The organism is Comamonas sp. Z3 (assembly GCF_008121565.1).
Taxonomy (GTDB): Bacteria; Pseudomonadota; Gammaproteobacteria; order Burkholderiales; family Burkholderiaceae_C; genus Comamonas; species Comamonas brasiliensis.
In genome coordinates, this window is sequence record NZ_VOQU01000001.1 from 360,117 (window position 1) to 373,344 (window position 13,228).

At 57.4% G+C, this 13,228-nt stretch carries 12 protein-coding genes; all 12 read left to right on the forward strand.

The features are described 5' to 3' along the window. Positions 1 to 77: 77 nt before the first annotated feature. The 12 genes from FSY59_RS01725 to FSY59_RS01780 all read left to right on the forward strand — a co-directional run bounded on the left by FSY59_RS01725 (position 78) and on the right by FSY59_RS01780 (position 13,112). A complete protein-coding gene (locus FSY59_RS01725; RefSeq protein WP_054076079.1) occupies positions 78 to 941 on the forward strand; it encodes a xanthine dehydrogenase family protein subunit M in 864 nt (287 codons plus the stop codon). Further along, complete coding sequence (locus FSY59_RS01730) at positions 938 to 1,465, forward strand: (2Fe-2S)-binding protein (RefSeq protein ID WP_054076080.1); 528 nt, start codon at positions 938 to 940, stop codon at positions 1,463 to 1,465. The genes FSY59_RS01725 and FSY59_RS01730 overlap by 4 nt, the downstream gene beginning before the upstream one ends. Then, entirely contained in the window at positions 1,452 to 3,842 is a 2,391-nt protein-coding gene (locus tag FSY59_RS01735; protein WP_187427872.1) for a xanthine dehydrogenase family protein molybdopterin-binding subunit, read from the forward strand. The genes FSY59_RS01730 and FSY59_RS01735 overlap by 14 nt, the downstream gene beginning before the upstream one ends. A gap of 63 nt (positions 3,843 to 3,905) precedes the next feature. Beyond that, positions 3,906 to 4,790, forward strand: coding sequence for an SRPBCC family protein (locus FSY59_RS01740; RefSeq protein WP_054076082.1), 885 nt, complete (start codon positions 3,906 to 3,908; stop codon positions 4,788 to 4,790). A gap of 20 nt (positions 4,791 to 4,810) precedes the next feature. Continuing rightward, a complete protein-coding gene (locus tag FSY59_RS01745) occupies positions 4,811 to 5,653 on the forward strand; it encodes a MoxR family ATPase (protein WP_217277324.1) in 843 nt (280 codons plus the stop codon). After that, positions 5,650 to 6,816, forward strand: a complete 1,167-nt coding sequence (locus FSY59_RS01750) for a VWA domain-containing protein (protein WP_081007882.1) — start codon at positions 5,650 to 5,652, stop codon at positions 6,814 to 6,816. The genes FSY59_RS01745 and FSY59_RS01750 overlap by 4 nt, the downstream gene beginning before the upstream one ends. Before the next feature lie 215 nt (positions 6,817 to 7,031). Next, a complete protein-coding gene (locus tag FSY59_RS01755; protein WP_148728344.1) occupies positions 7,032 to 7,931 on the forward strand; it encodes a transporter in 900 nt (299 codons plus the stop codon). A gap of 363 nt (positions 7,932 to 8,294) precedes the next feature. Continuing rightward, positions 8,295 to 8,831: an aromatic-ring-hydroxylating dioxygenase subunit beta gene (locus FSY59_RS01760; protein WP_054075384.1), complete on the forward strand. Its 537-nt coding sequence runs from the start codon at positions 8,295 to 8,297 to the stop codon at positions 8,829 to 8,831. 12 nt (positions 8,832 to 8,843) lie between these two features. Further along, complete coding sequence (locus FSY59_RS01765; RefSeq protein ID WP_054075385.1) at positions 8,844 to 10,247, forward strand: Rieske 2Fe-2S domain-containing protein; 1,404 nt, start codon at positions 8,844 to 8,846, stop codon at positions 10,245 to 10,247. A gap of 236 nt (positions 10,248 to 10,483) precedes the next feature. Next, complete coding sequence (locus tag FSY59_RS01770; protein ID WP_054075384.1) at positions 10,484 to 11,020, forward strand: aromatic-ring-hydroxylating dioxygenase subunit beta; 537 nt, start codon at positions 10,484 to 10,486, stop codon at positions 11,018 to 11,020. A gap of 12 nt (positions 11,021 to 11,032) precedes the next feature. Then, positions 11,033 to 12,436, forward strand: coding sequence for a Rieske 2Fe-2S domain-containing protein (locus FSY59_RS01775; RefSeq protein WP_054075385.1), 1,404 nt, complete (start codon positions 11,033 to 11,035; stop codon positions 12,434 to 12,436). 28 nt (positions 12,437 to 12,464) lie between these two features. After that, complete coding sequence (locus FSY59_RS01780) at positions 12,465 to 13,112, forward strand: isochorismatase family protein (protein ID WP_054075462.1); 648 nt, start codon at positions 12,465 to 12,467, stop codon at positions 13,110 to 13,112. Positions 13,113 to 13,228 lie beyond the last annotated feature (116 nt).

Sequence of the window (13,228 nt, forward strand, 5' to 3'; positions counted from 1 at the left end):
GATGCATTTTTTTTGCGTGCAAAATTGAATGCAAAAAAGAATGCAATTAACCTAAGGCTATACAAGGAAGACCTTCCATGAAGTTTCCAGCGTTTGCTTATGCGCGTCCCAGCACGCTAGAAGAAGCAATAGACCTATTGAGCCGCGACGATGAATCGCGGCCTCTTGCGGGTGGGCAGTCGTTACTGCCAGTGATGGCGCTCCGCCTCGCCGCTCCCGGCACACTTGTGGATTTGGGGGACATTGCAGCGCTGAAGTTGATTGAGCTGGATCCCAGCGGCACGACGCTGCGCATTGGAGCCATGTCCACGCACGCCAACAATTCCGTCAGTCCTTTGATCGAGGAATTTGCGCCGCTGATGACACAGGCTCTGGAGCATGTGGCGCATGAGGCAGTTCGAAACCGGGGCACGATTGGTGGTAGCGTTGTTAACGCTGACTCCAGTGCGGAAATGCCGTTCGTCACGACAGCGCTCGATGCCGTGATGGTGCTGCGTGGAGCTAATGGTGAGCGCTACGTGCCGGCTGCGGATTTCTTTCAAGGGCATTTCTCCACGGCATTGCAGCCCGGTGAATTGCTGGTTCGCGTTGATGTTCCTCTCTCGACATCGCAATGGGTGTTTGAGGAAGTGGCGCGGCGTCCCGGCGACTTTGCGTTGGTGATGGTGGCTGTGGGCCTCGAGATCTTTGATCAACGTTGCGAAGGCGCGCGGATTCTCATTGGCAGCGTGGGTGATCGTGCCGTGCGGGCCAAGGAGGCGGAGCAATTCCTAAAAGGCAAAAAGATCGATGAGCAGGTAATCGATCAAATGATTGAGCTGGCGCTTTCGGGCGTCGCAGGACGCGCAGATATCCACGCCAGTGCCGAGTCCCGTCGGCAACTTGCCCGAACCTTATTGCGCCGCGCGACGCGACGCTGTCTGAAACAGGAGCCCGCATGATTCAAGCAGAAAAAAATACAACCCTTGCCGTGAGCGCCACAGTCAATGGTCGCACGGTGCAATTCAATGTTGCTCCGCGTGTGAGTCTGGTCGACACGCTGCGCGATGAGTTGAACCTCACCGGCACAAAGATTGGTTGTGAGCATGGCGTTTGCGGCGCGTGCACTGTGTTGGTGGATGGTGTCACCGTTCGTTCCTGCCTGATGCTGGGCGTGCAGGCGCACGGTTGCGACATTCGTACCGTGGAGGGTTTTTCGGACAAGGCAAGCCTGAGCGCTTTGCAGCAGTCTTTCAAAGACCATCATGCCTTGCAGTGCGGCTTCTGCACGGCCGGCTTTTTGTCCACCGCGACTGCGCTGCTGGAGCGCAATCCCACGCCGTCGCGCGAGGAAGTGCGTGAGGCGATCTCGGGAAATATTTGCCGCTGCACGGGCTATGAAACCATCGTCGATGCCATCGTGAGTGTGAATGCATCGCAGAAGAACCTTCGCATTGAAAAGGAGCCAAGCCATGGCCAAGAGTGATGTTGCTGAACTCAAGCCGCGGCTGATGGGTGTGTCCATCTCGCGCAAAGAAGACGATGCATTTCTGACGGGGCGTGCGCAGTATCTCGCGGACATTCGACTGCCGGGCATGCTTCACGCGGCGATTTTGCGCAGTCCCCATGCGCACGCGAAGATTCTGAGCATTGATACCTCTGCCGCACGGGCATTTCCTGGCGTACACGGCGCCTGGACGGGTGACGACATCATCAAGTTGTGCACGGGTATTCCGGGTTCACAGCAGATCAACGGATTTGTCACCACGGTTCAGCCTTTGCTGGCGCACCAGATTGTTCGCTATGCAGGTGAGGCGTTGGTGATTGTGGTCGCGCAGAATCGTCGCACGGCTGAGGATGCGCTCGAGTTGATTGATGTGGAGTACGAAGAGCTCCCGGTCATCGCCAACATTGATGCCGCCATGGCTGAAGGTGCGCCGCTAGCGAACGAAGGCGTTCCTGGCAATCTCGTGTTTCGCCACAGCCATTCCAGCGACGATTTGCAGAATGTGTTTGCGCAGGCTGCAGTGACCGTCGAAGGCGAGTTTCACAACAACCGCGTCAGCGCATCTCCGATGGAGCCACGCGGATACATTGCCCGGCATGAGTGGACTACCGGAAAGATGACCTTGTGGTCGGCCACGCAAATGCCTGCACTGGTGCGCACCATGGCGGCAATCTTGCTGAACTTTCCTGAGCAGAACCTGGAAGTGATCACGCCTCATGTGGGCGGGGGGTTTGGGCAGAAGGCGCACTTGCATCCTGAAGAGTTGTTGGTGTGCGTGTTGACCAAGGAGCTGGGCGCGCCAGTGGCGTGGTTTGAAGATCGACAGGAAAACCTGCTGAGCGCCACGCACGCCAAGCACCAGGTGAACCAGATGGCGCTGGCCTGCGATGCCAACGGCAAGTTCCTCGGTATTCGGGCGCGTGGGTTGACTGACGGCGGTGCCTACAACAGCATGCCTTGGACGCAACTAGTCGAGGCGCATGTGGGCCTGCGGGTGCTGACGGGCGTGTACAAGGTGCCTCGCATGCAGGATGAGGCCATTGCCGTCACTACCAACAAGTGTTCCATTGGTGCATACCGCGGCGTGGGCTTTCAGGCACCACACACGGCGCGCGAGATGTTGATTGAGAAGGCGGCGCGCAAGCTTGGTATTTCTCCGTTTGAGATTCGCCGCCGCAACGTGATCCTCGATCAGGACTTCCCCTACACCACACCGAGTGGACTGACGATTCGCGAAGGCACGTTCCTGAAGTCGATCGACGAGCTGGAGCGCATGGTGGACTACCCGCGCTTTTTAGAGCGTCAGAAAGAGGCTCGCAAACAAGGGCGTTACCTTGGGCTGGGCTTGAGCGTGTTCAATGAAATCAGCGGCATCGGCACACGTGCGCTTTCCTATCTGAACACTCCGACCACCACTCACGATACCGCCACCGTACGTATGGACGCTACGGGCAAGGTGACCGTCACAACGGGTCTTGTCGCTGCAGGGCAGGGGCATTGGACTACGCTTGCGCAGATTGCGGCCGATGCGTTTGGGGTGAGTACGGAGGATGTGGTGGTCTGTGCGGGTTCCACCAACCATGCATCCAGCTCGGGCACATGGGCGAGTCGTGGTGCGGTGTTTGCTGCGGGCACCATTGGGCGCGCTGCGGACATCGTGCGCCAGCGCCTGCTGCAGTTGGCTGCGCATCTGCTCGAAGCCTCGGTTGAGGATTTGGTCATGGACAAAGGCATGATCCACGTGGCCGGTGTTCCCGCCAAGGGAATGCCGCTGGCTCAGGTGGCTGGCGCGGTTTATTTTGCGGAAGCTACTCATCCACCGGGCTTTGAGCCATCGCTGGAAGCGACTGCGGCTTTCGATCCTGCTGACGTGGTGTTGGCCAACGGTGCACATGCGGCCATTGTTGAGGTGGATATCGAAACCGGCATTGTCAAAGTTGAGCGTGTCTTTGCCATTGAGGACTGCGGCCAGATGATCAATCCGATGATCGTCGAAGGGCAGATCCGTGGCGGCGTGGGTCAGGCCATTGGCTCCGTGCTGCTTGAAGAGCTGGTACACGACAGCAACGGGCAACTGCTCACTACTACTTTCATGGATTACTTGCTGCCCACGTCGGTGGATGTGCCAGATATTGAGATTCACCATCTGTGCACACCGTCGGCGCTTGTTCCTGGTGGGGTCAAGGGCATGGGTGAGTCGTCCATGATTTCTGCACCGGCTGCGCTGGCTTGCGCAGTCAATGATGCGCTGGCGCCGTTGGGCGTGGAATTTCAGCGCTTCCCGATCTCCCCCGAGCGAGTGCTCAGCACGCTGGCGATCAAGCGAGCAAGCGGCTCAGAGCACGCCGCTGCGTAAAGCACCGATGTTGTGCATCGATGTCGATGCATTTCGTTTGCAATTTCAATTTCGAGTGATGTCATGAACTTCAGCTACCAATTCGAACTCCCCGTGCCCGTAGAGCGGGCGTGGGCCACTTTGATGGATATTCCTCGCGTCGCGCCCTGCATGCCCGGTGCGACCATCGAGTCCAGTGACGGCAACAACCACATCGGTAAGGTGCGCGTTAAGCTGGGCCCAATCGAGTTGACTTACCGCGGCGCAGTCACCCTTGTGGAGCGCGATGACGCTCAGCATCAGGCGCGCGTGAACGTGGTCGCCAAGGAAATCAAGGGCGCAGGCGCAGCCAAGGCAGAGTTGACACTGGCGGCTGCTGAGTCTTCTCCCGGCACGACCAAGGTGTCCGTTTCGAGTGAATTCTCTATCAGCGGCAAGGCGGCGCAATTTGGGCGCGGCGTAGTGGACGAAGTGGCTGCTGTCATGATGGGCCAGTTTGCCGAGCGTCTGTCACGCTTGCTGCAGCAGCCGGACGCAGCTCCCGCACCAGCGCCGGTCACCACCGCCGCTGTAGCTGCCGCACCCGCGCTTGCGGTAGCCTCTGCACCGCTTGCAGACACTACTGTTGCTCAGCAGTCTGCTCCCTCAATTCCGCAAGCAAGAGCCATCGATGCGTCGATGGCGCAGGAAATGCAGGTCATGTTCATCCAGATGTTGAACGCCACCACAGCCGCCGCCAACGCGGCCACAGCGGCTGCCAACGCCGCCTCTGCCGCGGCATCAGCGCTGGCGTCTGTGCATGCACGTGTTGGCGTGCAGTCCGCTGGTTCGTTCAATCAAGACAACGATGCCCTCGATATGGGTAACGTGATGGGCGCGGTGCTCTATCGACGCCTCAAGTGGGTGGCTCTTGCCGGTGTGGCTGTGATCGCTGTGGGCGCAATGATCTACATGGGCGGGAGAAACTAGTGGCTAGTGCAGCGTTCACCTTGGAGTCGCCGCTGCAGATCCAACAGGCGTTGGATCAGGCAGGCTACATCACGGCTCAGCCTTTAGCGAGCGTGCTGTATTTGGCAATGGCGCTGAATCGTCCGTTATTTCTCGAGGGCGAGCCAGGCGTTGGCAAGACGGCTCTGGCCAATGCGATTGCTTCGGCGACGGGTGCAACGCTGTTTCGGCTTCAGTGCCACGAAGGGCTGGACGCCACGCATGCTTTGTATGACTGGGATTTCCGCAAACAGATGTTGCACCTGCGGGTCAATGCACACGAAGGCGCGGATACGGAGTCACTGGAGTCAGGCTTGTACTCCCGGCGCTTTTTGCTGGCGCGCCCCGTCATGCAGGCATTGCAAACCAGCCCAAGCGTGCTGCTGATTGATGAAATCGACCGTGCGGATGATGAGTTTGAAGCGTTGCTGCTCGAAGCCCTGTCCACTCACAGCATCACCATTCCTGAGATTGGAACGATCCGCGCCGAGACGCCGCCGTTGGTGATACTGACGTCCAATCGCACGCGTGAAGTGCACGATGCGCTGAAGCGACGCTGCCTTTATCACTGGCTGGAACACCCCAGCGCAGACACTGAACTCGCTATCTTGCGTCGTCAACTGCCGCAGTTGTCTTTGGAGTTCTCGCAGGAGATTGTGGCCACAGTGCAAGCACTGCGTAGCCAACATTTGCTTAAGCCGCCCGGTATTGCCGAGAGTCTGGATTGGGCCGGCGCGCTGTTGGCATTGAGGGCGAACAATCTTGCTGATCCGGTTGCGGCGTTGGCGTTGGGGGCGTTGGTTAAGCACAGCGAAGATATGGCCAAGGCTGTGTTCCCGGCATGACAACGCAGATCTGCTCAACCGCTGTAGGTGTGCAACTGATGACACAGTTGGCGCAGATGCTCGAGCGCCAAGGTCTCGAGATCGGAGCGGAGCGCCTGACGCATTGGATGGAGGCGACACAAAAGCTCGCTCCGTTCGATCTAGATACCCTGCGGCTCACGGGCCATGCCACGCTGTGCCGCGACACCGACAGCATGGCCTTATTCGACCAGTGCTATGCCGTCTGGTGTGCGCAGCAATCCTTGCAGAACACCGTGCCTGCAGTTCGGCCGGCGCTGGCGAGCCTTGCGTTGCCGACAAGTTCGGAGCAGCCAGCTGCACCAGCGGCCGAGCAGCGCCAGGAACTGGCATTGGCTGCCGCGCAAGACCTGCTGCGTCAGCGTGATTTTTCGAAGTTGAATGAACAAGAAAAGGGCGAGATTCAGCGTCTGTTGTTGGCCTTGGAGGCTGCACCTGCCATGCGTCGATCAAGGCGTTTTCGCCGCGCAGCGAGTGGTCGGATTGATCTGCGCAAGACCTTGCGAGCGGCGCTTCGCAGTGATGGCGAGACACTGGACTGGTGCTATCAGCAGCCTCGTCAACGGCCTCGTAGAAGGGTGCTGTTGATTGATGTGAGCGGCTCGATGGCTCCGTATGCCGATGCACTTTTGCTGTTGGGTTTCGCCTTGATGCGCTCCGCACCCAAATTCACCGAGGTGTTCACGGTGGGCACTCGCTTGACGCGCTTGACGCGGGCTTGGCGTACGCCCGATCCTGAGCATGCCCTTGCGCTCGCATCACAGGCCGTTCCGGACTGGATGGGTGGAACTTTGCTGGGTGAGCAATTGCAGGCGTTTCTGGATCGCTGGGGTAAGCGCGGCATCACGCGGGGTGCGGTGGTGATGATTGCATCAGATGGTTGGGAAAACGGCGACGGCAAGTTGCTCGGCGCGCAGATGGCGCGACTGCATCGTATGGCGCACAGCGTGGTCTGGTGCAACCCACATAAGAGCAGTGCGGGCTATCGCCCCATCGCGCGAGGTATCAGCAATGCATTGCCGTACATCGATCATTTCGTGAGTGGTTGCAGCGTGGATGAGCTAGAGCAACTCGTGCAGACCATGCAGACATCAGGCGGCGCTGCGCGCCATGCGGGTGTACCGCCGAACAACGTTAGACATTGAGGCTCATGCGTATTGATCGTCATGGGCATTGTGGAGGTGAAGTGAGTTGGATTTTTTGCTTATGTTTGCATGCAAATTTGCATCCGTGTGGCAAATGAATTCAAAAAACAGGGTGCGATCTGTGTTGCAGATCAAAGCGCCTGGCTAGGTAGGCATCGTTTTTGTGGGTTTTCCAACAGCAGTGGGCAAAGGAGTTTCTTCTTCAAGGAGGCAGTATGAAAGTGGATCAGCTCATTAATAAAGGCGTGGCTCTCGTGTTGGCCGCTATGGCGGCATCAGCCGGCGCGACAGAAGGCGGTACATCCATGTACCCGGTTGGCTCAGAGGCTTACACCTGTTGTGCCTTGCCTCCACCGGGCACCTACGGAATGCTCTATTACCAGAACTACCAAGCCAATAAGGCGGTCGACAATGCAGGTAAGACCGTAACGCCTGATGGTTTCAAGGTGCGAGCTAACGCAGTAGTGCCGCGCTTCATTTGGGTGCCCAAGGAGACTGTGTTGGGCGCATCTCCTGTGGTGCATGCGATTGTTCCTATCGTCAATCTCGACGTTGCTGTGGCGCCGGGCCTTTCGCAAAGCAAGACAGGCGTCGGCGATATCACGGTGGGTGCGGGTCTTGGCTGGCATCACAACGAGAACGTCCATTCGCTTTTGGCCTTCGACCTCTTCATGCCGACAGGTAGCTACCGCAAGGAAAATCTGGCGAACATTGGCAAGAACCACTGGGCGATTGCTCCAGTGGCTGGGCTGAGCTATATCCAGAAGAGCGGCTTGAATGCGGACATGCAGCACATGGTCATCTTCAATGGTCGCAACAGTGATACTGATTACAAGTCCGGTGTTGAATGGGTCATGGACTACGCGCTTGGCTGGGGCATGGGCAACGGCTGGACCGTGGGTGTTGGTGGATATTGGTATCAGCAACTGACTAACGATAAGCAGCACGGTGCGAGCCTGCCTGGCTCCAAGGGGCGCACGCTGGCGATTGGTCCAGCGATCCGCTATGACAGCGGCAAGGGTTGGTTCTTCACGGCAAAGTACGAGACCGAAACACAAGTCCGCAATCGTTCTGACGGACGCTCGTTCTGGCTTCGAGGCGTCTATTCGTTCTGAGCGTTCGCCGCGAGGGTGAGCCACATGGACCGCTTGCAGTGCCGATGTCTTCCATGGACACGACAGAGCAGGCGGGCCCTGGCGACCACAACCCTTTGGATAGGGAAGGGCGTGGCCGTCTGACTGACGCTGTGGCTTGTCGAAATTCTCGAGTTAATGCGCGCATTGGACGCCCGAGCAGGTTAGTGGCCATCTCATGTAGACCTGAGATAGTTTTCAATAAATCCTAGGGAAATCACTAGGTCCAACGTATTCCTCGACTCCATTGAAATCTCTACAATTTACTCATGGATGCAAATTTGCATGCAAAATAGAATGCAAAAAAACTGCGAAATATTGGTACTGAACTCAACATTCTGAATCATGAAATCTCAACAGCCAAGCGCCGTCGGCGCACCGCCTAGCCCCGAGTTGGAGCGAGACATCATCCATTGGATCCATCTTGAGGCTGAACTGCTCGATGACCGCCGTGAGCGTGACTGGATCGAATGCATGGTGAGCAAGGATGTGATTTATCAAGTGCCGTTGAGAAGCACGGTGGAGCGGGCGCGTGGCTTCGGTTTTTCTACGACAACCTTCCACATGGATGAAACCCATGGTTCGTTGATGGCGCGGATTCGCCGCAATGAAAGCCCGTTCGCGTGGGCTGAGGATCCGCCATCGCGTGCTCGCCATTTTGTGAGCAACATCCGCGTGGGCTTGCGCGATGACGGAGGCCTCAACGTGCGCAGCAATCTCATGCTGTATCGCACGCGGCAGGAGCAGACGGCGCCGCAGATCATGTCTGCCGAGCGACACGATGTGCTGCGTTTGATCGAAGGTCAATGGCGCCTTGAGAAGCGCGTTGTGTACCTCGATCTCACGGCCATTGCTTCCCACAACCTCGCGATCATTTTCTGACGGAGTGCATAGATGACTGCAACCAAAACACAGACCGTGCACTGGCACAAAAGCGCAAGCCGACTGCTGAGCGATCTGGAAAAAGGCGTTGATCAAGGTGAGGTGCCTGCATCGATCTACGGGAACCCTGAGCTCTATGACATTGAGCTGCGCAAAGTGTTTGGCCGCGCTTGGGTGTATCTGGGACATGAGTCTGAAATTCCCGCGCAGGGCGACTATGTTCTGCGCAAGATTGGCGAGGACGATTTCATCGTGGTGCGTGACGAAGACGGCAACGTGAATGTGCTGTTCGATGCCTGTCGCCATCGTGGAGTGCAACTGTGCCGCGCCGATCATGGCAACACCTCGCACTTCCGTTGCCCGTATCACGGCTGGGTGTACGACACCAAAGGCAACTTGATCGGCGCGCCGCTCTGGAAGAACGCGCTGCAAGGTATGCCCAAGGAAGGAAATGGACTGGTCAAGCCCGCGCAGATCGATACCTATCTGGGTTTGATCTTCGCCACGCTCGATCCTTCTGCGCCGTCGCTCAAGGAATATCTTGGCGGTATGGCCTGGTATCTGGACTTGATCTTCGGTTTGAACGAGCACGGTATCGAAATTCTGGGTGAGCCACAACGTTTCGTTATCGACGCGGACTGGAAATCCGGTGCCGACAACTTCTCTGGTGACGATTACCACTTGGGGACACTGCACAAGTCCGTTTGGGATGTGGGTGCGTTTCCGGTCTCGTTTGAGAACAACATGCAGGGCTATCACATCCAGGCGGCTCCGGGGCATTCGCTTTCGTTCTCGATGGCGATGAGCGAGCTCGAGCCAGGCCCGCGCTACTTTGGCTTTGCGCCAGAGTTGGTGGAGAGTTTCAAGCCCGAAAAGATCTCGAAAGAGCAGCTTGAGGCAGCGCGTATGTCGCGCGTGTTCGTGGGTAACGTGTTCCCTAATTTCTCCATGCTCGTGCTGCCCATGACGGAGGACCCTGCGCATCCGCCCACCGGCATCATCACCTTGCGTGTCTGGCAACCCAAGGGTCCGGGCAAAGTGGAAGTCTGGAACTGGTTTGCGGGCTACAAGAACATGTCTCCAGAACTCAAGAACCGGGTGTACAAGGCCGGACTCGGCACGTTCTCGATGGGTGGTTCGTTCGAGATGGACGATACGGAACCATGGATCACGGTGAGTCGCATGGGGCGCTCGCCTGCTGCCGACTTGCTGGACTTCAAGCTCAACTACCAGATGGGTATGCCAGGCGTTGGCATCGCGACTAAAGTTGAGGAAGGTTGGCCTGGTCCCGGCGAAGTTTTCCAGACGCGTTATGAGGAGGGCGTGCAGCGCAATCTGTGGCGCTTCTATTCCAAGCTGATGCGCTGCGAGCCGGGTGAGTGGCCCAAGTCCACGCCTGACGCTGAGACAAAGTGAGGAACGAGTCATGGATGGAGCGCAAAGCATGAGTCATTCTTGGGCCGCGGACACGTTAGTGGCCATCTCATGTAGACCTGAGATAGTTTTCAATAAATCCTAGGGAAATCACTAGGTCCAACGTATTCCTCGACTCCATTGAAATCTCTACAATTTACTCATGGATGCAAATTTGCATGCAAAATAGAATGCAAAAAAACTGCGAAATATTGGTACTGAACTCAACATTCTGAATCATGAAATCTCAACAGCCAAGCGCCGTCGGCGCACCGCCTAGCCCCGAGTTGGAGCGAGACATCATCCATTGGATCCATCTTGAGGCTGAACTGCTCGATGACCGCCGTGAGCGTGACTGGATCGAATGCATGGTGAGCAAGGATGTGATTTATCAAGTGCCGTTGAGAAGCACGGTGGAGCGGGCGCGTGGCTTCGGTTTTTCTACGACAACCTTCCACATGGATGAAACCCATGGTTCGTTGATGGCGCGGATTCGCCGCAATGAAAGCCCGTTCGCGTGGGCTGAGGATCCGCCATCGCGTGCTCGCCATTTTGTGAGCAACATCCGCGTGGGCTTGCGCGATGACGGAGGCCTCAACGTGCGCAGCAATCTCATGCTGTATCGCACGCGGCAGGAGCAGACGGCGCCGCAGATCATGTCTGCCGAGCGACACGATGTGCTGCGTTTGATCGAAGGTCAATGGCGCCTTGAGAAGCGCGTTGTGTACCTCGATCTCACGGCCATTGCTTCCCACAACCTCGCGATCATTTTCTGACGGAGTGCATAGATGACTGCAACCAAAACACAGACCGTGCACTGGCACAAAAGCGCAAGCCGACTGCTGAGCGATCTGGAAAAAGGCGTTGATCAAGGTGAGGTGCCTGCATCGATCTACGGGAACCCTGAGCTCTATGACATTGAGCTGCGCAAAGTGTTTGGCCGCGCTTGGGTGTATCTGGGACATGAGTCTGAAATTCCCGCGCAGGGCGACTATGTTCTGCGCAAGATTGGCGAGGACGATTTCATCGTGGTGCGTGACGAAGACGGCAACGTGAATGTGCTGTTCGATGCCTGTCGCCATCGTGGAGTGCAACTGTGCCGCGCCGATCATGGCAACACCTCGCACTTCCGTTGCCCGTATCACGGCTGGGTGTACGACACCAAAGGCAACTTGATCGGCGCGCCGCTCTGGAAGAACGCGCTGCAAGGTATGCCCAAGGAAGGAAATGGACTGGTCAAGCCCGCGCAGATCGATACCTATCTGGGTTTGATCTTCGCCACGCTCGATCCTTCTGCGCCGTCGCTCAAGGAATATCTTGGCGGTATGGCCTGGTATCTGGACTTGATCTTCGGTTTGAACGAGCACGGTATCGAAATTCTGGGTGAGCCACAACGTTTCGTTATCGACGCGGACTGGAAATCCGGTGCCGACAACTTCTCTGGTGACGATTACCACTTGGGGACACTGCACAAGTCCGTTTGGGATGTGGGTGCGTTTCCGGTCTCGTTTGAGAACAACATGCAGGGCTATCACATCCAGGCGGCTCCGGGGCATTCGCTTTCGTTCTCGATGGCGATGAGCGAGCTCGAGCCAGGCCCGCGCTACTTTGGCTTTGCGCCAGAGTTGGTGGAGAGTTTCAAGCCCGAAAAGATCTCGAAAGAGCAGCTTGAGGCAGCGCGTATGTCGCGCGTGTTCGTGGGTAACGTGTTCCCTAATTTCTCCATGCTCGTGCTGCCCATGACGGAGGACCCTGCGCATCCGCCCACCGGCATCATCACCTTGCGTGTCTGGCAACCCAAGGGTCCGGGCAAAGTGGAAGTCTGGAACTGGTTTGCGGGCTACAAGAACATGTCTCCAGAACTCAAGAACCGGGTGTACAAGGCCGGACTCGGCACGTTCTCGATGGGTGGTTCGTTCGAGATGGACGATACGGAACCATGGATCACGGTGAGTCGCATGGGGCGCTCGCCTGCTGCCGACTTGCTGGACTTCAAGCTCAACTACCAGATGGGTATGCCAGGCGTTGGCATCGCGACTAAAGTTGAGGAAGGTTGGCCTGGTCCCGGCGAAGTTTTCCAGACGCGTTATGAGGAGGGCGTGCAGCGCAATCTGTGGCGCTTCTATTCCAAGCTGATGCGCTGCGAGCCGGGTGAGTGGCCCAAGTCCACGCCTGACGCTGAGACAAAGTGAGGAACGAGTCATGGATGGAGCGCAAAGCATGAGTCATTCTTGGGCCGCGGACACGAAGGCTTTTTATGCGGATCGTGGCATTGGCGGTGCTCTGGAGCCGGCCAAAAAGCCTGCGATTGTCGTTGTCGATCTCATCAAAGGGTTCACGGACCCTTCGTTTCCGGCGGGCTCGGATCTCACTGAAGTTCTGGGTGCCACGCGGCAGTTGCTGGACGTGGCACGTGAGGTAGGTGTTCCGGTCATCTACACGACCATCGCTTTCAACGAAATGCAGGTGCAGTCACTGGTGTGGCTGCGCAAGATGAAGGCCATGCAGGGGCTGCTGGAAGGCACGCCGTGGATTGAGGTGGACGAGCGCCTTGGACGTACCACGCAGGAACCGGTCATTGCAAAACAGGCGGCTTCTTCGTTTACGGGGACACCGTTGGCGAGCATGTTGGTGGCCTTGGGCGTGGATGGCGTCATTGTGACGGGCGCTGTTACCTCCGGCTGCGTGCGCGCTACTGCTGTGGATGCGTGCATGTTGGGTTGGCCGGTGTTCGTGCCGCGTGAATGCGTGGGCGACCGTGCGCAAGGTCCGCATGAAGCAAGTTTGTTCGATATCCAAGCCAAGTATGGCGATGTCTGTAGTCTGGCGCAGGCCATCGGCATGGTCCGTGAAGCACGCGTTGCATAGCGTGGGCTGGATCACTCTGTTTATGGAAACCTCAATATGTTGATAGTTGCAGAAACCGCTGTTCACGCAGGCGCATATCCTGGCCTGCAACCTCGTCTGATGGTCCCGCAGGCATT

Bases quoted from the DNA above. Each gene is read 5' to 3' on its own strand.
- FSY59_RS01755 (WP_148728344.1), top strand. From the start codon at position 7,032: ATGAAAGTGGATCAGCTCATTAATAAAGGCGTGGCTCTCGTGTTGGCC.
- FSY59_RS01775 (WP_054075385.1), top strand. From the start codon at position 11,033: ATGACTGCAACCAAAACACAGACCGTGCACTGGCACAAAAGCGCAAGC.
- FSY59_RS01740 (WP_054076082.1), top strand. From the start codon at position 3,906: ATGAACTTCAGCTACCAATTCGAACTCCCCGTGCCCGTAGAGCGGGCG.
- FSY59_RS01760 (WP_054075384.1), top strand. From the start codon at position 8,295: ATGAAATCTCAACAGCCAAGCGCCGTCGGCGCACCGCCTAGCCCCGAG.
- FSY59_RS01735 (WP_187427872.1), top strand. From the start codon at position 1,452: ATGGCCAAGAGTGATGTTGCTGAACTCAAGCCGCGGCTGATGGGTGTG.
- FSY59_RS01725 (WP_054076079.1), top strand. From the start codon at position 78: ATGAAGTTTCCAGCGTTTGCTTATGCGCGTCCCAGCACGCTAGAAGAA.
- FSY59_RS01765 (WP_054075385.1), top strand. From the start codon at position 8,844: ATGACTGCAACCAAAACACAGACCGTGCACTGGCACAAAAGCGCAAGC.
- FSY59_RS01770 (WP_054075384.1), top strand. From the start codon at position 10,484: ATGAAATCTCAACAGCCAAGCGCCGTCGGCGCACCGCCTAGCCCCGAG.
- FSY59_RS01780 (WP_054075462.1), top strand. From the start codon at position 12,465: ATGAGTCATTCTTGGGCCGCGGACACGAAGGCTTTTTATGCGGATCGT.
- FSY59_RS01730 (WP_054076080.1), top strand. From the start codon at position 938: ATGATTCAAGCAGAAAAAAATACAACCCTTGCCGTGAGCGCCACAGTC.
- FSY59_RS01750 (WP_081007882.1), top strand. From the start codon at position 5,650: ATGACAACGCAGATCTGCTCAACCGCTGTAGGTGTGCAACTGATGACA.